The 23,272-nt window shown below is 42.8% G+C and carries 19 protein-coding genes; 9 read left to right on the top strand and 10 right to left on the bottom strand.

Features of this window, described 5'->3' with window-relative positions; all coding sequences use genetic code 11:
- Nucleotides 1-7 precede the first annotated feature (7 nt).
- Nucleotides 8-946 carry a Dyp-type peroxidase gene (locus H3V00_RS01145; RefSeq protein WP_198206643.1) on the top strand — a complete coding sequence of 313 codons (939 nt, stop codon included), beginning with the start codon at nucleotides 8-10 and terminating at the stop codon, nucleotides 944-946.
- Nucleotides 947-1,050: 104 nt separating this feature from the next.
- Nucleotides 1,051-2,553: a sodium:proton antiporter gene (locus H3V00_RS01140; protein ID WP_078475313.1), complete on the top strand. Its 1,503-nt coding sequence runs from the start codon at nucleotides 1,051-1,053 to the stop codon at nucleotides 2,551-2,553.
- Between the two features lie 65 nt (nucleotides 2,554-2,618).
- On the opposite strand, the gene thrC is transcribed toward H3V00_RS01140, so the two are convergent.
- On the bottom strand, nucleotides 2,619-4,034 hold the full coding sequence (thrC, locus tag H3V00_RS01135) for a threonine synthase (RefSeq protein ID WP_198206644.1): 1,416 nt from the start codon (nucleotides 4,032-4,034) through the stop codon (nucleotides 2,619-2,621).
- Between the two features lie 38 nt (nucleotides 4,035-4,072).
- Entirely contained in the window at nucleotides 4,073-4,420 is a 348-nt protein-coding gene (locus H3V00_RS01130) for a hypothetical protein (RefSeq protein ID WP_198206645.1), read from the bottom strand.
- 168 nt (nucleotides 4,421-4,588) lie between these two features.
- Here H3V00_RS01130 and H3V00_RS01125 point away from each other — a divergent pair, with 168 nt between their 5' ends.
- From H3V00_RS01125 to recX, 4 genes are all read left to right on the top strand, one after another.
- Nucleotides 4,589-5,902 carry a replication-associated recombination protein A gene (locus H3V00_RS01125; protein WP_084586654.1) on the top strand — a complete coding sequence of 438 codons (1,314 nt, stop codon included), beginning with the start codon at nucleotides 4,589-4,591 and terminating at the stop codon, nucleotides 5,900-5,902.
- Entirely contained in the window at nucleotides 5,889-6,959 is a 1,071-nt protein-coding gene (locus tag H3V00_RS01120) for an aldose epimerase family protein (protein WP_198206646.1), read from the top strand. The genes H3V00_RS01125 and H3V00_RS01120 overlap by 14 nt, the downstream gene beginning before the upstream one ends.
- A 158-nt stretch (nucleotides 6,960-7,117) precedes the next feature.
- The gene (locus H3V00_RS01115; RefSeq protein WP_100125302.1) at nucleotides 7,118-7,825 is read left to right on the top strand and encodes a phosphoglycolate phosphatase; all 708 of its coding nucleotides are present in this window, start codon (nucleotides 7,118-7,120) and stop codon (nucleotides 7,823-7,825) included.
- Nucleotides 7,822-8,292, top strand: coding sequence for a recombination regulator RecX (gene recX / locus H3V00_RS01110; protein ID WP_037391581.1), 471 nt, complete (start codon nucleotides 7,822-7,824; stop codon nucleotides 8,290-8,292). Before H3V00_RS01115 ends, recX begins: the two co-directional genes overlap by 4 nt.
- A gap of 150 nt (nucleotides 8,293-8,442) precedes the next feature.
- On the opposite strand, the gene H3V00_RS01105 is transcribed toward recX, so the two are convergent.
- The 6 genes from H3V00_RS01105 to aceE all read right to left on the bottom strand — a co-directional run bounded on the left by H3V00_RS01105 (nucleotide 8,443) and on the right by aceE (nucleotide 17,540).
- On the bottom strand, nucleotides 8,443-9,396 hold the full coding sequence (locus H3V00_RS01105; protein ID WP_198206647.1) for a bile acid:sodium symporter family protein: 954 nt from the start codon (nucleotides 9,394-9,396) through the stop codon (nucleotides 8,443-8,445).
- A 32-nt stretch (nucleotides 9,397-9,428) separates the two neighbouring features.
- Nucleotides 9,429-9,695, bottom strand: coding sequence for a 30S ribosomal protein S20 (rpsT, locus tag H3V00_RS01100; RefSeq protein ID WP_025330392.1), 267 nt, complete (start codon nucleotides 9,693-9,695; stop codon nucleotides 9,429-9,431).
- A 121-nt stretch (nucleotides 9,696-9,816) separates the two neighbouring features.
- Complete coding sequence (locus tag H3V00_RS01095; protein WP_198206648.1) at nucleotides 9,817-10,944, bottom strand: AI-2E family transporter; 1,128 nt, start codon at nucleotides 10,942-10,944, stop codon at nucleotides 9,817-9,819.
- Between the two features lie 273 nt (nucleotides 10,945-11,217).
- A complete protein-coding gene (lpdA, locus tag H3V00_RS01090; RefSeq protein WP_025330390.1) occupies nucleotides 11,218-12,969 on the bottom strand; it encodes a dihydrolipoyl dehydrogenase in 1,752 nt (583 codons plus the stop codon).
- Nucleotides 12,970-13,081: 112 nt separating this feature from the next.
- A complete protein-coding gene (aceF, locus tag H3V00_RS01085) occupies nucleotides 13,082-14,722 on the bottom strand; it encodes a dihydrolipoyllysine-residue acetyltransferase (RefSeq protein WP_198206649.1) in 1,641 nt (546 codons plus the stop codon).
- Between the two features lie 109 nt (nucleotides 14,723-14,831).
- A complete protein-coding gene (gene aceE / locus H3V00_RS01080) occupies nucleotides 14,832-17,540 on the bottom strand; it encodes a pyruvate dehydrogenase (acetyl-transferring), homodimeric type (protein WP_370385963.1) in 2,709 nt (902 codons plus the stop codon).
- Nucleotides 17,541-18,491: 951 nt separating this feature from the next.
- Between aceE and H3V00_RS01075 the strand changes: the two genes are divergently transcribed.
- Both H3V00_RS01075 and H3V00_RS01070 read left to right on the top strand, forming a co-directional pair.
- Nucleotides 18,492-19,460: a DnaJ C-terminal domain-containing protein gene (locus H3V00_RS01075; RefSeq protein WP_198206650.1), complete on the top strand. Its 969-nt coding sequence runs from the start codon at nucleotides 18,492-18,494 to the stop codon at nucleotides 19,458-19,460.
- Between the two features lie 15 nt (nucleotides 19,461-19,475).
- Nucleotides 19,476-19,742 (top strand): chaperone modulator CbpM, encoded by a 267-nt coding sequence (locus tag H3V00_RS01070; RefSeq protein ID WP_078475325.1) that lies wholly within the window; start codon nucleotides 19,476-19,478, stop codon nucleotides 19,740-19,742.
- A gap of 34 nt (nucleotides 19,743-19,776) precedes the next feature.
- On the opposite strand, the gene mtgA is transcribed toward H3V00_RS01070, so the two are convergent.
- Nucleotides 19,777-20,472: a monofunctional biosynthetic peptidoglycan transglycosylase gene (gene mtgA, locus H3V00_RS01065; protein ID WP_084547417.1), complete on the bottom strand. Its 696-nt coding sequence runs from the start codon at nucleotides 20,470-20,472 to the stop codon at nucleotides 19,777-19,779.
- Nucleotides 20,469-21,278 carry a shikimate dehydrogenase gene (gene aroE / locus H3V00_RS01060; RefSeq protein WP_198206651.1) on the bottom strand — a complete coding sequence of 270 codons (810 nt, stop codon included), beginning with the start codon at nucleotides 21,276-21,278 and terminating at the stop codon, nucleotides 20,469-20,471. The genes mtgA and aroE overlap by 4 nt, the downstream gene beginning before the upstream one ends.
- Nucleotides 21,279-21,741: 463 nt before the next feature.
- Here aroE and H3V00_RS01055 point away from each other — a divergent pair, with 463 nt between their 5' ends.
- Nucleotides 21,742-23,217, top strand: coding sequence for an MFS transporter (locus H3V00_RS01055; RefSeq protein WP_198206652.1), 1,476 nt, complete (start codon nucleotides 21,742-21,744; stop codon nucleotides 23,215-23,217).
- Nucleotides 23,218-23,272 lie beyond the last annotated feature (55 nt).

Genomic DNA, 23,272 nt, shown 5'->3' with positions numbered 1-23,272 from the left:
TTTATTAATGACAATATACAGAACACCTTCAGTATTAGCTTATCCGGGTAAAAGTGCTTTATTTATTACGTTAGGGATACAGAATAATCAGGCAGCGATTACCAAGGTACTCGAATTTATTACTGGTTTTTCAGCGTTAGTACGCAGTATGCATGGCCGGTTTCATGATGAAAATTTTAATGCATTAATGGGGATTGGTTCGGAAGCCTGGGACAAGCTGCGGCCAGGTAAACCAAAGCCTAAGGAACTGGTTCCTTTTACTGCTATTAAAGGCGAAAAACATACTGCCGTAGCGACAGCAGGCGATCTTTTCTTTCATATCCGTGCCGATCGTCAGGATATTTGTTATGAAATGGCCGCAATGATTGATGAATTACTGGCTGATGCGACTTATTCCATTGATGAAGTAAGTGGTTTCCGCTATCTGGATGGTCGCGCTATCATCGGTTTTGTTGACGGTACAGAAAATCCGGAAGATGTATCCAAAGCAGAATATGCTCTGGTGGGTGATGAAGACCCGTTATTCCGCAACGGCAGTTATGCTTTCACTCAGAAATATCTGCATAACATGCAGGCATGGCGGCAATTATCAGTAGAAGAACAGGAAAAAGTCATTGGCCGGCGCCGTTTTAATGACATTGAGCTTTCTGATGAAGAAAAGCCGAAAACTGCGCATAGTAACGTGAGTAAGGCTTATGATGCACAAGGCAATGAACTGAAAATTATTCGTGCCAATGTAGCGTTTGCTCATCCGTCAAAAAATGAGTACGGTACGTTTTTTATCGGTTATGCACGTTCATTTGCAGTAACACGCCAAATGCTGCAGCATATGTTTACCGGAAATGACGAAGGTCACGTAGACCGTCTGCTGGATTTCAGCACACCGGTAAGCGGCAGTCTCTATTTTATTCCAACACCTGATTTACTGGATGAATTTGATTCGTAAGTTATTATTGCAAGTCTTGATTCAAGGGGAACCTGCTACAAACTGCGACAGATTCGATTCATCAGCAACTTATTACAATACTTAAATAAAGGAAAACTGTTTGCATGGGTAGTGTACTTTTTTTACAGGCAATAACGGTTATTTTTTCACTGTCTATTGTCACCACATTATTAAATAAACGCTTATTTGATATGCCGCAGGCCATTGGCGTACCGATTGTTTCAGCCATTCTGGTATTTGCACTGCAATGGGGCATGAATTTATTCGGACGCAATCATTTTATCCATGTAGATATCATGGCGTTAAAGGCAGCCGTAAGTCATATTAATTTTTATGATTTTCTGGTAAACGGCGTAATCTGCTTTATCCTAACCTCCTCTGCTCTTAAATTTAAGATTTCTGATTTAAAGCGTTACTGGAGACAAATTCTGATTCTGGCCACTTTAGGATTATTGCTGTGCTCAGTGCTGTTTGGCGGTCTGCTATATGGGTTTCAGTTTCTGGTTGGCGATCATGTTCCTTTACTGGTTCTGCTGTTACTGGGATCTGCTCTGGGCGCAACAGACCCTATCGGTATTAAAGGCGTACTGAGCTCAGTACGTACCCCACGCCATTTAATGGTTAAACTGGAAGGTGAATCATTATTTAATGATGCCATGTGTATCGTTGTATTTATGACCATTCTTACTCTGATTAATGGTCAGCACGTATCTCCTTTAGGTGTTATTGAAAATTTCTTCTATGAAATTGTTGTTGCCGTTATTATCGGGTTTATTTTCGGCATTGGCGCATTGCGCCTGTTGCATGGCAAACATGAAAATGAATCACTGATTCTGACAACAGCTTTGCTGGCTTCCGGTTCTTATCTGGTGGCTTATTTCGCTCATGCGTCCGGTCCGATTGCCTGTGTTGTCGGCGGTTTGATCGTTGGAAATAAATGGCAGGAAGTTTTACAGAAAAAAGAAATAGATGATGTTAATAACTTCTGGCACGCTGTAGAAGGCATCATCAATTCATTTCTGTTTACCTTAATCGGTCTGGAACTCTTTATCGTTGATATGAGTAAAACTCTGGTTATCGGCGGTATTATAGCTTTCGTATTACTGCATCTGAGCCGTTTTGCCGGAAACATACTGGCATTTATGTTGTTTCCGAAAGTATATAAGAAAAGCTACCATGGCAGCCTTACCATTTTGTCCTGGGGCGGTGTACGCGGTGGTATCTCTCTCGCCCTGATACTGGCTGTAGCCAATATGCCGGCATTAGCTAAATACAGCGATATTCTGGTTGGTTATACATTTATCTGTGTATTGCTTTCCGGTGTGGTATGTGGCCTTGGCTTACCTGAAATACTCAACGCATTCTATTACAACCCGAATGAACCTAAAACCGGGTTCCGGGGCTGGTATCAGCGCCAGTGCCACCGTTTCAACCGCAGCGGAGTGATGTACACTATTGAGGATCGTTCTGACGGATCAGAATACATTTCTGTCTATAATCCTGTTGCAGTAGCCACTGCGGCCGCTAATCCAAGTGAAGAAATTGCACTGACTCCTGAAGAATTAAAACAGAAAGTAGATAAACTGGAAAATCCGGATAATTTCTAATTTGAAAAACTAAGGCCGGCATAACCATGCCGGCCTTTAATATTTAAAAATGCTTACATCTACTTTTATTTACCTAATTGTGTTTCCACAAACCGTTTAACCGCAGCCGCATCATTATCCATCACGGTAACATGCTGTGGTAAATCTTCCAGTCCGTCTAGATTATCAGGGCGCGGTATGGTTACATCACTTCCAACTGCCTCATGAATGGTCTGTGCAAATTTAGCTGCCAGAGCAGTTTCCAGACACACAATGATTTCGCCGGCTTCGCGCAACCGTCGCGCTACCTTTACGCCATCTGCTGTATGCGGATCAATCAATTCATTGTCTTCCCGATACACCTGAGCAATGGTTTGCAAACGATCAGTACGAGTACTTTTACCAGCAGCAAAACCATACTGATGCTGAATTTTATTCAGCATATGGCTTAAATCAAATCCCTCACCAGCTGCAACCTGCTGCCAGAGTTTTTGCACATGGGAACCATCATGGTCAAGCAAATCATAAACAAAGCGTTCAAAGTTGGAAGCCTTGGAAATATCCATAGACGGGCTTGAAGTAACAAATGTATGTGCCGCATCACGGGGACGATAATGCCCAGTATTGAAAAATTCATTCAACACATCGTTTTCATTTGTAGCAACAATCAGGCGATGAATAGGCAGCCCCATGCTTCGTGCAATATGCCCTGCGAGCACATTACCAAAATTACCACTGGGTACGCAGAATGAAACCTTCTGTTCATTTGTGCTGGTAGCCGCAAAATAGCCCTTAAAGTAATACACCACCTGCGCAACAATACGACCCCAGTTGATAGAATTAACTGTACTTAAATGATAGTGTGCCTTAAAAGCATGATCATTCTGCAGCGCTTTTACAATATCCTGGCAATCATCGAACATGCCTTTAACAGCAATATTAAAAATGTTACTGTCTTTCAGGCTATACATCTGAGCACGCTGGAAATCACTCATTTTTCCATATGGCGACAACATAAATACATTTACCCGTTTTTTGCCGCGCAGAGCATACTCAGCAGCAGAACCGGTATCACCACTGGTGGCGCCGATAATATTCAGAAAGTGGTTTTCACGTTCCAGCACATACTCAAACAAATTACCCAATAATTGCATGGCCATATCTTTAAATGCCAGCGTCGGACCATTTGAAAGTCCTTCAATCAGAATTCCATCATGCAAAGTTCTGACCGGAGTAATTTCATTACTTCCGAATATTTCTTTTGTATATGTCTTATTAACTATCTTCTGTAAATCTGCTTTGGGAATATCAGTTGCAAACAGACTGATAATCTGCATAGCCAGTTCAGCATAACTTAATGACCGCCACTCATGAAGAGTAAATGTATCAATATGCGGATAGCTTTGTGGTAATAATAAACCACCGTCATCTGCCAGACCTGCCATTAATGCCTGACTAAAACTTTTTGGCGCGGTCTGCCCTCTGGTACTAGTGTATTTCATTGTTTCTCCCGTATGATTTAATCATATTTGAGCTATAGTTAATAACGCTGTAATCTTATCCTGCATACTCTGGCCTGAGATACAGTAAATTCACGCACTCTTTGCTGACGAACCTGCGGATCGACCATTTTTGCAATTTCTTTAATACTGAGTTTTCGACTTGCATGTACTGCAATACAGTTACAATCCTTTTGACTGATTCTTTTGATGATAAATAATTCTGTCAACTGTTTATTTACCGATTGACCAAACTGACGCTGACATTCCTGATCGATCATATATCTGCCAATACCAGATATCAGCCCGTATTCTGATTTTCTGTCATAATTTATATAAGCCCCTATCACTACAACTATAAAAACCAGAAAAAACAATATTTTACTCATATAATTTCTTCAGCTGGATTAAATTTAAGTCTAGAATACAACTTTTCTTATTTATACAATATATAACCATACTGATTATACCTATAATCCAATGGTTATCAGCCCTGCAAAGTTTACATAATCAGGTACAATATATTACACGAATTATCGTGTACTGAATGACACGTTATGGATTTATTTAATCAGAAACCTTTACCACCACTGGCAGAACAGTTACGCCCGAAAAATCTGGACGAAGTAATCGGGCAGCAACACCTGATTGGTGCCGGTAAACCTCTGCGTGTTGCTGTAGAAACCGGACATCTGCATTCCATGCTGTTATGGGGTCCTCCCGGCGTGGGTAAAACCACTCTGGCACGGATTCTGGCACAAAGCTTTAATGCTCTGTTTATTCCTTTATCAGCGGTTTTTTCCGGAGTAAAAGAAATCCGTACTGCGGTTGAAAAAGCTCAGCTGGCTTTACAACAGGGACAACGCACCATACTTTTTGTCGATGAAGTACATCGCTTTAATAAATCACAGCAGGATGCATTTTTACCTTATGTCGAAAACGGCTTATTTACTTTTATAGGCGCTACAACAGAAAATCCTTCTTTTGAGGTTAATCCGGCACTGCTAAGCCGATCACAGGTGTATACCTTGCACTCACTCAGCATTGAAGAACTGAAACAATTGCAAAATAAAGTTTTCAGCCTGCCTGAGTTTCAATCATTCAGTATCAGTTCGGATGCACAGACATTAATCCTTAACAGCGCTGATGGTGATGGCCGGCGTTTTCTGAATTTACTCGAACAACTGATCCATACCGCACAAGCACAGCAGCAAACTGAAATCAGCGCAGAGTTAACTGCCGGCAGTCTTGGCACGCAATTACGCCGTTTTGATAAAGGCGGCGACAGCTTCTACGAACAGATTTCTGCACTGCATAAATCAGTACGCGGATCTCATCCGAATGCCGCTCTGTACTGGTTTACCCGGATGCTGGATGGTGGTGCTGATCCCCGCTATCTGGCAAGACGTATAATCCGTATGGCATGGGAAGATATTGGTCTGGCTGATCCAAGAGCGATGCAAATAGCCAATGATGCAGCGCAGACTTTTGAACGACTTGGCAGCCCTGAAGGGGAACTGGCTCTGGCGCAGGCAGTACTGTATCTGGCGTGTGCAGCAAAAAGCAATGCCGGTTATCTTGCGTATAACGAAGCCTGTGCTTTTGTCAAAAAACATCCGTCTAATGAAGTACCGGTTCATTTACGCAATGCACCGACTAAGTTAATGAAAGAGCTGGGCTACGGGCGTGAATACCGCTATGCCCATGATGAACCTAATGCCTATGCGGCCGGAGAAACCTACATGCCTGAAGGGATGGATGAACCGGCATTCTATCAACCGGTAACTCGCGGGCTGGAAATTAAAATCGCCGAAAAACTGGCGTTCTTACATAATCTTGATGAAGAGGCCGGACAGAATGAAATCAAATGAACATTCATTATGTACGATTAGTACTCAGCCATTCGGTTTGGTAGACGGTGAAAGTGCTACATTGTGGACACTGACAAACAGTCAGGGGATGCAGGTATCTGTTATGGATTTCGGTGCCATAGTTACCTCGATCATCATGTCTGACACAGATTGTAATCCTGTGCAATGTGTTCTGGGTTTCAATAATGCTGAGGATTATGCCAGCATCAGTTATCGTGTCAACAATCCCCATCTGGGCGCTGTAATCGGACGGCATGCCGGACGCATCAGCTTTGCCCATGCACCGCTCAACCATGAACTGCTCCACTTGACTGCTAATCAGGGAGAACATCATATGCATGGCGGATATACTGGTTTTGATCAGAAATGGTGGAAAGTATGTGCTACCCACAGTGATGAACATTGCGCTTCGGTTACCATGCATCTTTTTAGTGCCGATGGTGAAGAAGGCTATCCGGGTAACCTGAATGTACAGGTATGCTATACCCTGACAGTAAATAACGAACTGAATATTGATTTCAGCGCTGAATCAGATCGTGATACTTTAATTAATCTGACTCAGCATAGTTATTTTAATCTGGCTCTGAGAGAAAGCACGATCAGCGAACATCAGTTATGGCTGTTACCGCAAGAAATCATTGTGACTGATAAAGATATGATACCAACTGGTGTTATTCATAAAGCACCGGCAACGCTTGATTTCCATTCAGCACGTCCCATAGGCAGCAGTATTATTGATACTGCGTATGTATTACCTCCAAATTCAGCAAACAACATTGTTGCGCGCTTAAGTGCTCCGGATACCGGTTTGTCCATGGCGGTAAAAACAGATGCGCCTGTAATGGTGGTCTATAATGCCCAAAATCTGCCTGAGCAGCAAATACCGGCACGTAAATCACTTCTGCCATTTGCAGCAATCTGTTTTGAACCACAAGGCTATACAGATGCTCCGAATCACCATGCATTTCCGAATAATATTCTGCATGCCGATACAAAGTTTAAACAGCATATAGCTTATATATTCAGCCGTGATCCCATTCAGTCAGTTATAAACTAACTGCAACCGGATGAATTGCCTGTAGTTTTATCCAGCTATGTCTGAACCTAAATAATACCAAATTGCTAAACAGAGTAAATATACTGCTACCGGCAGCCTTACTGGTTATTTGAACATGATAAAATAAACATGTCTTTTACCCAATCAATAAGCCAATCATGAAATGGAATGATATTCATGCCATAGCATTCGATCTGGATGGTACCCTGGTCGATTCAATCGCCGATTTATGTGCTGCTGCCAATCATATGCGCGCGGAACTAGGACTGCCATCATTGCCAGAATCTGAACTGACTACCTATGTAGGTGACGGTTTATCCAGCCTTGTACACCGGGCTCTCAGTGGTAATCGGGACGGTCTGGTGGATGAAACAATCTGGACACAGGGATTTACTGCTTTTATTTCCTATTACCGTACTCATTTGAGTGTTCACACCCGCCCCTATCCTGAAGTAGAAACCGCACTGGCATTATTCCGTGCCCGTGGTTTGCCTTTAGCAGTAATCACAAATAAAAATGAAATTCTGGCAGTGGAATTATTATGTGAGCTTGGATTGGCTGATTCATTCAGTTTGGTTGTGGGTGGTGATACACTGGCTGAAAAAAAACCCTCTCCTATGCCTTTATTGCACACAGCAGAAGTATTAGGCGTACCCGTCGGAAATTTACTGATGGTTGGTGACTCTGCTAATGATATTCTGGCAGCTAAAGCAGCCGGAGCTTTAAGCTGTGGCGTCACATGGGGTTATGCAGATATGGCACAGCTGGCAAAAAACACCCAGACTAAACCAGACATTATTGTTGATCATCTGCCTCAGATTGATGATGGCATACGTCATCATGCTAACAGCGAAATCCGCGCATGAAGCAAAAAATCAGTTTACGTGCCCGTGCCATTGCCCTACTGGCACGGCGGGAAATCAGCAGAGCTGAGCTGGCACGTAAACTGCATCCTTATGCAGATGAAAACGACAATCTTGAAGCATTACTGGATGAACTGGCACAAAAGCACTGGCAATCAGATGAGCGATATACGGAAACTTATATCAATAGTAAAAGCCGGCTGCATGGCAATCTGCGTTTAGAGCAAAGCCTGAAGCAAAAAGGTGTTGATGCAGCTCTGATTGCAGATTATTTACCAGACAGAGAACAACAGACAAATAATGCTATAGCTGTTTTGCAAAAAAAATATCGCCAGCCTCCCGCTGACTTAAAAGAAAAACATAAATGTATGCATTTTCTTGCTTACCGTGGTTTTAGTATGGATATTATTCACTCAGCTATCCGGCAGGCCTGGGCTGATACTTCGCTGCCTGACGAAGATGAATACTGATTATAATGCCAGGTACTGACTGCACATCCTAAAATACAAAATTTCGTCTATATACATACAAAATCAATACCTGTACATTTAATTCAGCAAAGCATTATTCAATAAAAAAGCCCGGACTCATAACCGGGCTTTTTGGGTATGTCAAATTAATTAATGTAAACTGACATCTTCACATTTTACATGGTCGTTACTTGTACCTGTAGGCTTTCCCGACCAGTAGCTGGCGAGAAACGAACCGGAAATATTATGCCATAATGAAAATATTGCGCCCGGTAAAGCAGCCATCGAACCAAAAAATTCAGATCCCAATACTGCTGCCAGACCAGAATTCTGCATCCCTACTTCCAGAGCCAGTGTGCGACAGATGGATTTATCAAAACCAAACAACCGTCCACCCCAGTAACCGCCAATCAGCCCCAAAGCATTATGCAAAATCACACCAATAACAACAATTACGGTATTTATTCCGATTTTATCGCTACTTAATGACACTACAGTTGATAGCACAATAATAATCATACACATCGTTATCAGTGGCAGTGAAGGTATAATTTTTTTTACCAGTTTCGGCGCAAAATAATTAATGCTTACCCCTATAGCAATAGGTAAGGCAACAATCAGCAAAATTTCCCTGAGCATATTTACGACAGGTACTTCAATTGATGCTGCTATATAAAGTTTTGCCAATAGTGGTGTAGCAAAAATGCCCACTACAGTAGACAAGGCACTGATTGTGACAGACAGTGCAACATCACCTTTGGATAAAAACACCATCACATTCGAAGCAGTACCACTGGCCACACACCCTACCAGCACCATTCCTGCCTGCAATTCTGGCGACATGTTCAGCAATCTGGCAATCAGCCATGCCGCCAGTGGCATAATCAGATAATGCAGACCAATACCTGCCGCAATAGGTGCCGGCCGCTTCAATACCCGGGTAAAATCCTCAATTCTCAGCGTCATGCCCATGGATAGCATCACCAGCATAAGCATTTCAGAAATATAAGATTTCAGAGGAGTAAAAACGGCAGGATTATAATAGGCAAAGATAGAACATAAGGCTGCCCACAATGGGAACAGCCTCGTGATAATAGCAATCATGAGAATCGTCTCATGCAATGACAAAAATCAGCTTAAGCAGCCATAGCCTTGATTTTGGCAGCCAGACGGCTTTTATGACGTGCAGCTTTATTTTTATGGAAAACACCTTTATCAGCAATGCGATCAATCACTTTAACGCTCTCGCTGTAGGTAACCTGAGCAGCTGCTTTGTCACCAGCTTCAACGGCTTTCAATACTTTTTTAACCGCAGTGCGAAAAGCGGTACGCAAGCTAGCGTTATGGGCACGTTGTTTCAGTGCCTGACGGGCGCGCTTACGAGATTGTGCACTATTGGCCATCAATATCTCCTAACATACATATACAAATCATGAAACGCAGAATTTTAATGACTTCACAGCATAAATGCAAGTACCGGTGTTGTTTTTTCAGCAGGCAACATATAAAAACAAGAAGCCAAGATTACCTGTCCTGCTGTGTTTTTTCATCCTTGATTATGCTATTTTCCGGCAATTTGCGGAAATAATCACTTCTCCAGTACGCCTGAGTTCCTTCCCGAATCAATACCAGACATATTGCAGCCAGTGGTAACGCCAGCAGCATACCGACAAAACCAAGTAACTGCCCGAATGCCATCAATGAGAAAATAACCCAGAACGGAGACAGACCAATTCTGTCGCCTACAATTTTCGGAGTGACGAAGAAACTTTCCAGAAACTGACCAATGGCAAACACACCCCAGACAAGTAATAGTCCTGTCCAGCCATCAAACTGCAACAATGCTGCCAGCGTGGCCAGCAGCAAACCGGTAAAAGCACCCAGATAAGGTACAAACACCAGCAAACCGGCAACCATACCTATGGCAAATCCGGATTCCAGCCCTACCAATGCCAGCCCCAGACCATAAACCATGCCCATAATTACCATTACCAGCAGTTCGCCGCGAAGGAATTCGCCCAGTACCGTATCCATATTGGTAGCGATACGATTATAAGTAGGTAAGGCACGGCGCGGAATCAGATGCCGGATACCGGAGGTCCAGCGATTCCAGTCCAGCAGAAAATAATATAAAAGAAAAGGCAGTAACAGCAGATTGGTCACCCACTCTACCATACCACTGCTATGCTGCCATACTACAGGTAAAACTTTTGAAGCGGCATCTTTAATACTGGCATTATGAGTTTGAATCCATTGTGCTACATACTTGGACATATAATCCGCATCCCAGCGGATACGGATATGAAATGTCTGATTAAGCCATGGAACAAGCCGGTGATGCACCCAGTCAAGAAATGCGGGCAGTTTCTCATAAATACTGTCCAGCAAATTAATCAGCATCGGTATCACAATCAACAGCAAAATCACAATAACACTCAGTCCCAGAAACATCACCAGCATTGCTGCCAGCGAGCGGGAAATTTTTAGACTATGCAGTTTTACTACCAGCGGATTTAAAATATAGGCCAGTACTCCGGCTGCGGCAAAAGGCATTAAAATCGGTTTTAGCCCTATAAATAGACCGATGGTTGCCAGCAGTACCAACCCTCCTATAATCCAGGGGGCAATACCAGAAGAGGTTTTGCTGTTCATATTCATTCAATTACACTCATACTGATTAATAAAAATATAAGCTCACAGCAATACACGGATAGTGATTTATCAGCATATTTATTTTGATAATAGCTGAATAAGCGCAGTACTGGAATGTCTAAATGTAACTTACGTATCAGATACTGATATTTTTTTGCAAATATTATTCAATTTAACCAGCTGATTTAATCAATTGTTTCCGAATTTACCCTTTTTCCAATAAAAAAGCTGTCCGGAAAAATCGGACAGCTTGTGACATAAGAATTTTAGTTCTTACTTTTTACGCTGTGGTGGCAGATCAGTACACGTACCCATAGCGACTTCAGCCGCCATACCTATTGATTCACCCAGCGTCGGATGAGGATGGATGGTGCGACCGATATCATCTGCATCACAACCCATTTCAATAGCCAGACAGATTTCACCAATCATATCGCCAGCACTCGGACCAACAATTGCACCGCCGATTATCAGTCCACTGTCGGCGTCAAAAATCAGCTTAGTTGCACCCTCACTGCAACCATTGGCTACAGCACGGCCGGAAGCAGCCCAAGGGAATACAGATTTAGTGATTTTTACCCCGTCTTTTTTCGCCTGATCTTCTGTCATGCCTACCCATGCAACTTCCGGATTGGTATAAGCCACCCCAGGGATAACACGTGCATCAAAATACGCCTGATGACCGGCACAATTTTCAGCAGCCACATGGGCTTCATGTACAGCCTTATGCGCTAACATCGGCTGACCCACAATATCACCTATGGCAAAAATATGCGGTACATTAGTACGCATCTGCTTATCTACATTAATAAATCCGCGTTCTGTAACGGCCACTCCGGCGTTTTCTGCGCCTATCAGTTTGCCATTGGGTGCACGACCGGCTGCAACCAGAACCAGATCATAGCGTTGCGGCTGTGTCGGAGCTTTAGCGCCTTCAAATGTCACGTAAATACCATCTTCTTTAGCTTCAACAGCTGTGGTTTTGGTATTCAGCATAATATTATCAAAACGATGTTCGTTTTTCTTCTGCCAAATTCTGACCATATCGCGGTCAGCACCCTGCATCAGACCATCCATCATTTCTACTACATCCAGACGTGCGCCCAGTGTACTGTACACTGTACCCATTTCCAGACCAATAATACCACCGCCGATTATCAGCATTTTTTCCGGCACGAATTTCAGTGCCAGAGCACCTGTTGAATCAACAATGCGCGGGTCTTCAGGAATAAATGGTAAATTAACTACGCGACTGCCGGCAGCAATAATGGTATTTTTAAAAGCCAGTGTTCTGGTTTCACCGGTTTCAACACGTCCTTCACCTGAGGTCAGTCTGACTTCAATATGATGCGGATCGATATAACGACCATTACCGCGAATAATATCAACTTTACGGGTTTTAGCCATGCCGGCCAGACCGCCGGTCATTCTCGCTACTACTTTTTCCTTGTAGCTGCGCAACTGGTCGATATCAATTTTTGGTGCCGGATACTCAATGCCATTGGCTTTCAGTTCTTTAACTTCATCGATTACAGCTGCATTATGCAGTAAAGCTTTGGATGGAATGCAACCGACATTCAAACAAACACCGCCCAAAGTTGCATAACGTTCCACGATGGCAACTTTCAGACCTTCATCAGCTGCGGCAAAAGCTGCAGAATACCCACCCGGGCCGCCGCCAAGTACAACAACATCATACTCAGCATCACTGCTGCCGGAGTAACTGGCTGCCTGAGGCGCTGCTACCGGTGCACTTTCAGCCGCAGGAGCACTTGCTGCCGGTTTAGCTGTAGCTTCTACTACTGCAATCACACCACCTTCAGAAATTTTATCACCAACTTTAACTTTAACCTCTTTCACCACACCGGCTGTTTCTGCCGGTACATCCATCGTGGCTTTATCTGTTTCCAGCGTAATCAGTGTGTCATCTACCGCAACGGTATCGCCCGGTTTGATTTCTACCGCAATAATATCGACATCTTTATAATTGCCGATATCCGGTACTTTCAATTCAATTAAGCTCATGGTCTTACCTTTTGCCTGACTGTTGCATTAGATACAACAGTAATTGCCTGTATTTCATGTATACAGGCTGCCAGAAACCAATCTGTTTTCAGGCAGCCTGTTATTTAAAAACTTACAGAGATACACGGCGGAAATCAGCCAGCAGCTGGCTGATAAATACCAGAAAACGCATACCGGCCGCACCATCAATCACACGGTGGTCAAAAGACAGAGACAGCGGGCATTTTAAGCGCGGCTCAAATTCCTTACCATTCCAGGTCGGTTTGATCTGTGATTTACAAACGCCCAGAATAGCCACTTCCGGTGCATTAACAATAGGCGTAAAGCCTGTACCGCCAATACCGCCTAAAGAAGAAATGGTGAAAGAAGCGCCTTGCATTTCCTGAGGTTTCAGCTTGCCTTCACGAGCACGCTTACTCATATCAGCCAGTTCCTGCGTGATTTCTTTCAGACCTTTCTGGTCAGCGTTTTTAATAACCGGCACAACCAGACCATTCGGCGTATCAGCGGCAAAACCGATATGAATGTATTTCTTCAGAATCAGGTTATCACCATCAAGCGAAGAATTAAATTCAGGGAATTCCTGTAATGCTTTCACGCAGGCCAGAATAATGAAAGCCAGCGGAGATACTTTAATACCGGCACGCTCCCATTCTTTATTCAGCTGTTTACGGAAAGCCTCCAGATCTGTCATGTCTGCATCTTCATGCAAAGTAACATGAGGAATCATTACCCAGTTACGAGCCAGATTCTGACCAGAGATTTTCTTGATTCGTGACAGTTCTTTAACTTCAATTTCACCAAATTTGCTGAAATCTACTTTAGGCCATGGCAATAAATCCAGCCCGCCTCCGAGAGAAGCACCACTACCACCCTGCTCAACCTTCTGCATAACCGATTTAACAAATTCACGCAGATCAACAGGGGTAATGCGCCCTTTACGTCCACTACCACTCACACGTCCTAAATCTACGCCAAGTTCACGAGCCAGTTTGCGTACAGACGGGCTGGCATGGGCTTTTTCAAAACCTTTCTCATCAATATCAGAGCTGCCAAAAGCCTGAGGCACGTGGCTTTTGATTTCGGCACGTAATTCGTTATTTTCAGCAGATGGTGTGGCAGCAACCTGTTTTTTGATTTCAGAAGCTTCTTTTTGCTCCGGCGTTAACGGTGCGGCAGTAGCACTTGCCGGAGCAACAGCCACTTCAATCAGAGCACTTCCTTCTGATACTTTATCGCCAACTTTTACATGTACAGCCGTTACTTTACCGGCAACAGTAGACGGTACATCCATCGTCGCTTTATCAGTTTCCAGGGTAACCAGTGTCTGATCAACAGCCACATCATCACCAACCTTAATATCTACTTCAATTACATCAACATTCGAGAAATTACCGATATCCGGCACTTTCACAGCAACAGACTGAGCAGCTGTACCGGCTGCTTCGGTAGTTGTTGCCTTAACCGGAGCTTCAGTAGTGGTACCAGCAGATGAAGATGCACTTGCGGCAGCAGAAGTTTCTACTTTCACAATCACATTACCTTCAGATACTTTATCACCTACTTTAACCAAAACTTCTTTCACCACACCAGCCTTATCAGCAGGAACGTCCATAGTGGCTTTATCTGTTTCAAGCGTAATCAGGGTATCGTCTACCGCAATGCTATCGCCAACTTTGACCGCCACGTCAATAACATCGACACCGGTATAATTACCAATATCAGGCACTTTTATTTCTACAATCTGACTCATCATTATGTCCTTTGATGACAGCAGGCTTAAGCCTGCGTCCGACAATCATTAGCTTGCACAGCCAGTAAAACCTGCCTGAAATCCGAATGAACTTCAGGCATTGGGTTTATTAACGTGCCCAGCTCGGTTCTACATCAGCCTTGATACCATATTTATTGATGGCATCCTGTACCACCTGTTTACTGATCTTGCCTTCATCAGCCAGACCATTCAGAGCAGCTACAGCCACGTGGTAACGGTTGATTTCAAAGAACTCACGTAAATTGTCACGGGAATCACTGCGACCAAAGCCATCTGTACCCAGAACTGTGAACACATCCTGTGGTACATAAGCACGAATACGGTCAGCAAAGTGACGTACATAATCGGTTGAAGCCACAATCGGACCTTCATGACCAGACAGTAATTGAGTCACATAAGGTACTTTCTGGGTATCGGTCGGATGCAGACGGTTGTAGCGTTCGATATCAATACCATCGCGGTACAGTTCGTTAAATGAAGTCACACTCCAGATATTGGCATCAACATCGAAATCTTGTTTCAGCAGTTCTGCTGCAGCAATCACTTCCTGCAAAATAACACCGGAACCCATTAACTGCACTTTCAGTTTACCGCTGCCACCTTCCTGCAACAGATACATACCTTTCAGAATCTGCTGTTCGATTCCTTCACGCTGCGGCATAGCCGGATGTTTATAGTTCTGGTTCATCAAAGTGATGTAATAGAACACATCTTCACGGTCTACATACATGCGCTGCATACCATGCTGAATAATGACAGCAACTTCATAAGAGAAGGATGGATCATAGGAAATGCAGTTCGGAATCAGCTCAGCCTGAATATGGCTATGACCATCCTGATGCTGCAAGCCTTCACCGTTCAGAGTTGTACGGCCGGAAGTACCGCCCAGCATAAAGCCACGGGCACGCTGATCACCGGCAGCCCAGGCCAGATCGCCGATACGCTGGAAACCAAACATTGAATAATAAATATAGAACGGGATTAGCGGGCAATCATTATTGGAATAGCTTGTTGCAGCAGCAATCCATGAGCTCATTGCACCCGGCTCATTAATACCTTCCTGGAAAATCTGACCATTTTTAGATTCTTTATAGAACATCAGCTGGTCGTGATCCTGCGGGGTGTAAATCTGACCTTTTGGATTCCAGATAGCATACTGACGGAACAGACCTTCCATACCGAATGTACGGCTTTCATCCGGCACAATCGGCACAATCCGCTTGCCGATATTTTTATCTTTAAGCAGTGTACTCAGAATACGTACGAAGGCCATTGTTGTAGAGAATTCACGGTCTCCGCTATCCTGCAGCTGAGCTTCAAATTCACTTAATGGCGGAATTGGCAGCTGCTCAGAATCAGGATGACGGTAAGGCAGGAAACCACCCAGCTGAGCACGACGCTCTTTCATGTATTTCATTTCTTCGCTGTCTTCAGGCAGACGGAAGAATGGCAGAGTATGCTCCATCTCTTCATCAGTTACCGGAATCTGGAAACGATCACGGAACTGTTTCAAAGATTTCATATCCATTTTCTTAGCCTGGTGAGCAGTATTCTGTGCCTCACCAGAAGCACCCATACCATAACCTTTAATGGTTTTAGCCAGAATTACAGTCGGACGTCCATCCGGATTATTAACTGCTTCATAGTAAGCGGCATACACCTTATGCGGATCGTGACCACCACGGTTCAGTGACCAGATTTCATCGTCTGACATATTAGCCACCATGGCTTTCAGTTCAGGCGTATTGAAGAAGTGTTCGCGCACATATGCGCCATTCTGTGATTTATACATCTGATAATCACCGTCAACACATTCTTCCATGCGTTTTTTCAGCAGATTATCTTTATCCTGAGCCAGCAGTGCATCCCACTTACTGCCCCAGATTACTTTCAGTACATTCCAGCCGGCACCGCGGAAGTTGCCTTCCAGTTCCTGAATAATTTTACCGTTACCGCGTACCGGTCCGTCCAGACGCTGCAAGTTACAGTTAACAACAAAAATCAGGTTATCTAATCCATCACGGGCAGCCAGTGCAATTGCGCCCTGACTTTCCGGCTCATCCATTTCGCCGTCACCACAGAATACCCATACTTTACGGCCCTGAGTTTTCGCCAGACCACGGGATTCCAGATATTTCAGCAAACGGGCCTGATAAATACCCTGGATTGGTCCCAGCCCCATAGATACTGTCGGGAACTGCCAGAAGTCAGGCATCAGCCATGGATGAGGATAAGAAGACAGACCATTACCATGTACTTCCTGACGGAAATTACTCATTTGTTCTTCAGTTAAGCGGCCTTCAACAAATGCACGTGCATAGAAACCAGGTGCACTATGACCCTGGAAAAATACCAGATCGCCTTCCTGATTATCTGTTTTACCATGCCAGAAGTGATTGAAACCAACATCATATAAAGTAGCACAAGACTGGAAGCTGGCAATATGCCCGCCCAGCTCAAGATTCTTTTTGCTGGCATTTAATACCAGTGCTGCTGCATTCCAGCGCACCAGTGATCGGATTCGGTGCTCTAATTCATGATTACCCGGTGATTTTTTTTCTTTACCAACAGGAATAGTATTCAGATAGGCCGTTGTGGCACTGAACGGCATATAAATGCCTCGGCGGCGGATATAGCGCACCAGGCTTTCCATTAAATAATGCGCACGTTCAGGTCCCTCTTCTTTCAGCACCGAGCTGAGTGAATCCAGCCATTCCTGGGTTTCAATCGGATCGATATCTTGATCATGGAAGTCAGCAGACATAGCAATATCCTCTTTCATTTGGGATTGAGTCATGAACAAAATACTTTATGTTGTTGCTATTTCATTTATCATTTTCTTTATTAACCAGATGCTTTACCAAATTGATTAAAAGAAATACATATAAATTCAAACAAGTTACAATAAATCTGCATAATCTTAGTTGAATAAAAGCATATATTATTGTGATGCAACATACTGTATTTTCGTTTAAATCGTACCAGTGTAATACCTAAACAGCAATGTATTTTTACACCAATTTTCTGATTTAAAACAAGTAAACAAATCATCACAAAATAGTTTATCAGAGCCTGGTAAATGATTTTTACTATGCCAAGAACAGGTAATTAGATAAAACAAAAGTAAATATAATAAGTTATAGTAATAACAAATACGTAATTATCATTAACAGAAACTATTTTTTATAAATAGATTCAGGATTAAAATTTATTTTAAATTTTTATACATTTATAAATATTTATTAACAATTAAATTCTATTTTATACAAACAATATTATTAGACAATTATATTTGTTTATTCGCTGCTTTAAACAACCAAACTAAAATCAAGTTATTAATACCGTTTTACTCAGACAAATGAAATTTTCTTCATTTTTTATCTTAAATTTGTCCTTTAGAATCCTGTTTATGGCTTAATATTAATTTATTATCATAGATTAGTATCATAAAATTATTTTACTTTCTGTTATTTTTAAACTCGATTTCCAATTTCATTAACACAAGAATGTTATATTATCAGCATTATTTCAATTTTTCTTTACCGCATTATTAAATCAAGTTTTAATTTCTTTCAGACTTCAAAAATTAATCATTTCATTTTTATTTATCTATAATTAAAACACGAATATACATTTTATTAATTGTTTTTACTACCTAAAATAAGCACTTTAAATCTTAATCATTTGACCTTATTTTGATTTAAATAGTATTTTGAAAACGAATAGAAATTTCAGCGAAGGATAAAATATGGCTGAACGCAATTATTATGAAATTCTGGGTGTTGATCGAAAGGCCAGCGAAGACGATATCAAAAAAGCCTATCGTAAACTGGTTCGCAAATATCATCCAGACGTAAGTAAAGATCCTGATGCCGTAGCCAAAACTAGTGAAATCAATATTGCTTATGAAACCTTACATGATAAGGAAAAGCGGGCTGAATATGATGAAATGCTGAACAATCCGTTCCGGCATAGCGGCCGGCAGGCTGGAGGCAACCAGGGTGATTACAGTTATCAGCAGTATGATTTTGACCCGAGTCATTTTGGCCAGAATGGCCCTTTTGGCAATGGCGATTTTCGTTTTGACGATTTGTTCTCTGCTTTCGGCAGCAGTGCAAGACAAGGCTTTCAACAACGCCGAAGCGGTCCGGCAGGCGGAGAAGACCAGCATGCTGAGCTGGTTATTGATATTGCCGCAGCCTATCAGGGAGCACAGCGTAATTTATCCCTGGATATGCCTACACTGAATGCTCAGGGGCAAATGGATTATGAGCGTAAAACACTCAATGTAAAAATTCCGGCAGGGATTACTGAAGGTCAGCAAATCCGGCTTAGCGGTCAGGGATTACCTAGTTTTAACGGTGGTTCATCCGGAGATTTATATTTAAAAATCAGTTTCCGTAATCAGGATAATTTATATGTCCAGAACCGTAAAGATGTTTACCAGCGTATCAACGTCGCTCCCTGGACTGCTGCATTAGGCGGTAAAACAGATATTACTACTCCGGCCGGCAAACTGAGTGTCAATATTCCTGCCAACAGCCACAACGGGCAGAAAATGCGCCTGAAAGGTAAAGGTATACCGGCAAAAGCAGCCGGTGATTTGTATCTGCTGATAAATATTGTGCTGCCACAAGCCAGTAATGAAGCAGACCGTGCCGCATGGCAGGCACTTGCCACGCATTATGCCGGTTTTAAACCCCAGAATCATGTTTGATAACAGGAGCGAAGAATGAATAAAAATCAACAAGATATTGAATTAAGCTTTGATGATCTGGTTCGTGCCTGTGACAATCAGAGTAACTGGATATTAAGCCTGATTGCTGAAAGCGTTATTCCTGTTGAACAGGAACCGCAATTGGCGCGCTATAGTGGCTATCATATGGCTATTGCCCGCCGTGCATGGCGTATTCATCGTGATTTTGATGCCAGCGCGAGTGCCACTGCACTGATTCTGCAATTACTGGATGAAGTAGAAGATTTACGCCGACGCGGTTAATCCGGAGTGACTAATTTACCAATACTCTTTGCAGCTACTGGTCATTATCCGGCAATTGTGCAGAACCCATTCGCCGTAAAATAACGTTGGCTTTACGGCGAATTTCTTTATCTCGCGGATGATCAATGTAATAAAGCGGTCTGGGTACACGCGCAGCGAGTTTGGCTGCCTGTTGCGGAGACAACTGCATGGCGGTTCGTCCATAAATCGTTTCACTGGCCGCTTCGGCCCCGTATACCCCATATCCCCACTCAATAACATTCAGATATAGCGCAAAAATCCGGTCTTTATTGGTTGTAGCTTCAAGCAGCGAAGTAATCACTGCTTCTTCTGCTTTACGCCAGTAACTGCGACTTTCAGATAAAAACAGATTTTTAGCCAGCTGCTGGCTGATGGTTGAACCGCCAGCCTTAATATTACCCTGACGTTCATTTTTTTTAATTGCTGTACGGATACCATTCCAGTCAAAACCGTCATGTTCGGCAAAACGCGCATCTTCTGAGGCAATCAGCGCTTTTTTCAGATTGGGCGAAATACGGTTGTAAGCTACCCACTGATAATTCAACTGCGTATCCGGGCGGGTTTCAGCCAGCTCATGCATACGTAACAACATAAACATGGTACGGTGCGGCGCCACTGTCCGATAGATTAACAGACTGCCATAAATATAAACATTAAACAGCAAAAACAGCGTAACGAGCACAATTAACAAATTACGCACGATTTTCATGACTGTTCCATTTCTTTACGTATCTGCTCGGTTACCGGTCGGATATCAGGATTAAAACCATGCCACAATGCATATGAGGCTGCTGCCTGCGCTACCAGCATACCAAGACCATCAGCCAGATTCCGGCACCCTGCTTCATGAGCCTGAAGCAAAAAAGGGGTTAGCTTTGCCGAATACATCATATCGTAAACCAGTTGCGCTCTGGCCAGTACTGGCGCAGACACAGATAATTTCTGCCCGTGTAAACTACCTGAGGTAGCATTGATAATGACATCATATTCTGGTTTTATCTGCGTTACCGCACACCACTTTACATTATGCTCCTGAGCAAGCAGCTGCGCTTTTTCTGCTGAGCGGTTAGCAATGGTCAGCGAAGCCGGCAGTTGCTGTAAAAGTGGCTGAATGACACCACACGCTGCTCCACCCGCTCCCAGCAGTAATATATGTTTATTACTCAGAGAAAAAGACAATAATTCTTCAATTGCCCGCACCAGACCAATACCGTCAGTATTATCTCCCAGCAACTGTCCGTTGCGCCAGAATAAAGTATTAACAGCTTTTGCTGCTTTAGCCCGTTCAGTCAGCACATCAGCCAGAATATAAGCCTCATGCTTAAAAGGCACAGTAACATTAGCCCCGGTTCCGCCGGCTTTAAAAAATTCTCTGGCTTGTACAGCAAAATCATCTAAAGCAATCAGACGCCGCTCATAAATTAACTTTTGACCGTGCTGAGCAGCAAAAGCCTGATGAATTTGCGGAGAACGACTATGCGCTACAGGATTACCCAATACTGCAAATATACTCATTGACTCCCCTCTGCTATGTAAATAACTGTCGCCATTATCCAGACTACACCGGTCAAAGGCAAAACCCTATCATAAAACCATTAATTTTTCTTTCATGATAAGCAGACGCTGGCTTTCATACGCATGCATATCTGGTCGCTAAATAAATTTCTGACTGAATAAAATTAGTTTTTTAGCCTGAAAACCAAACCAATTAGCAACAATTGTAAAAATTTATTTTTATTTTACTTCAATTTACCGTATGATTTACTCACGCTTACTCTTTAATTTTCGGATTATCGATTAACCGTAATAAAACCTGATTACATCCAGGTAAACACAAAACTACTTATCAATCAGCTGGCATTCAATCAGCACGTTCAAAAATAATCTGATATCAGGCCAGCATCTGAAGTAAAAATTTCTAATTTTTATGCAATGCATATTGCAATGCCAATTGATATAGTTTTTATCAGGATGAATCATGCATACTCGCCGGCCTGTCGTTCCTCACACATTCAATAAAAAATTACCCTTACACGTTAAACTGGGATATGCCATCGGACAAATGGCCGATTCACTCGCCTATAATCTTTTTTATGTTTTTTATCTTTTTTTTCTGACAAACGTTGCCAGCATTCCTGCTACTCAGGCAGGTACCATTGTTCTGATTGCTGTTATCTGGGATGCTGTGGCTGATCCGCTGGTCGGTCAGTTTTCAGATAATATCTGTTCACACTGGGGGCGGCGCAGACCATTAATGCTGGCAGCTATTCTGCCATATACCCTGCTATTGTTACTGCTCTATACTGATATTTCATCTCTCAGCACCAATCAGAAAACGGTTTATTTCACCATAATTGCCATTCTGTTCTGGTCTGCTTACAAAATCTACGTCATACCTTTCTACACTTTAGGTGCAGAAATGACCAATAACTTTGATGAACGTACTTCGGTTCGGGTATGGGCGGGTTATGCACTTAATGCAGCCGTTCTTGTATCTTCTTGCGCTCCGCCGCTGATTGTTAAATGGATTGTAGATCATGGATTCAGTGTCAGCAGCGGCTGGCACGGCGTGAGTGTTATATTTGCTGTTCTGACTTTACTGAGCGGACTCACCTGCTGGTTTCTGACGCGTGGTTATGAACTGCCTGTCCGGCATAAAACAAGCCGAATACACAGCAGATACCGGCTTCTGGCTTTTATTCGCGAAGTTATCAGTAACATGATTGAAATCTGGCGTCTTTCATCAAGTAAATTTCTTGGCGCATCAGTTTTTTTCTGGTCGGCTGCTTACGCGCTCAGTACCGGAGCCTTATATTATTTATTCTTAAACAACATGGCATACAGCGAAAAAGATGCTGCGATCTGTTTTTTGATTTATAGCTCACTGGCTCTTGCCTGGCTTCCCGCTGTAAATTATACCGCACAGAAATTTGATAAAAGAAATGTCTATTATCTGTCTATGCTCATCAGCTCAATAGGTACAGGCGTATTCTTTTTTTGCGGATTTCCTAACAGAACTATGCTGATAATTTTTTTAATTCTGCTGCAACTTGGTAATAGTTATTTTTGGACTATATATTATTCCATGATGTACGACATTAGTGAGCTGGATGATTTTATTAACAACAAACGAAGAGAAGGAGCAATTACAGCCCTGATGTCATTCTTACAAAAATTCGGTAGTGCACTGGCCATTTGGTTTATTGGTTTTTATCTGGAGAAACATGGATATATATCATCCACAGGTCAGGAAACCATTATTCAGCCACCACTGGCACAACAGGCTATTCTGGAATTAAACACATGGATTCATGCATTAGCCGGCATTATTGCTGCACTGTGTGCCATTGGTTATCCACTGACCCGCAGCCGTTACCAGGCATTACTTACCGCTCTTAAAGCAAAAAAAGAGCAGCAGCCGTACACCACCAGTAATTTCAAACAATTATTGTAAAAATGCTGCAAAAGCTGATATTTACAATATAATCAAGATAAACAACATGATACAT

This window comes from Snodgrassella sp. W6238H11 (genome assembly GCF_016100525.1).
Taxonomy (GTDB): Bacteria; Pseudomonadota; Gammaproteobacteria; order Burkholderiales; family Neisseriaceae; genus Snodgrassella; species Snodgrassella alvi.
This window is presented reverse-complemented; position numbering and strand designations above follow the sequence as displayed.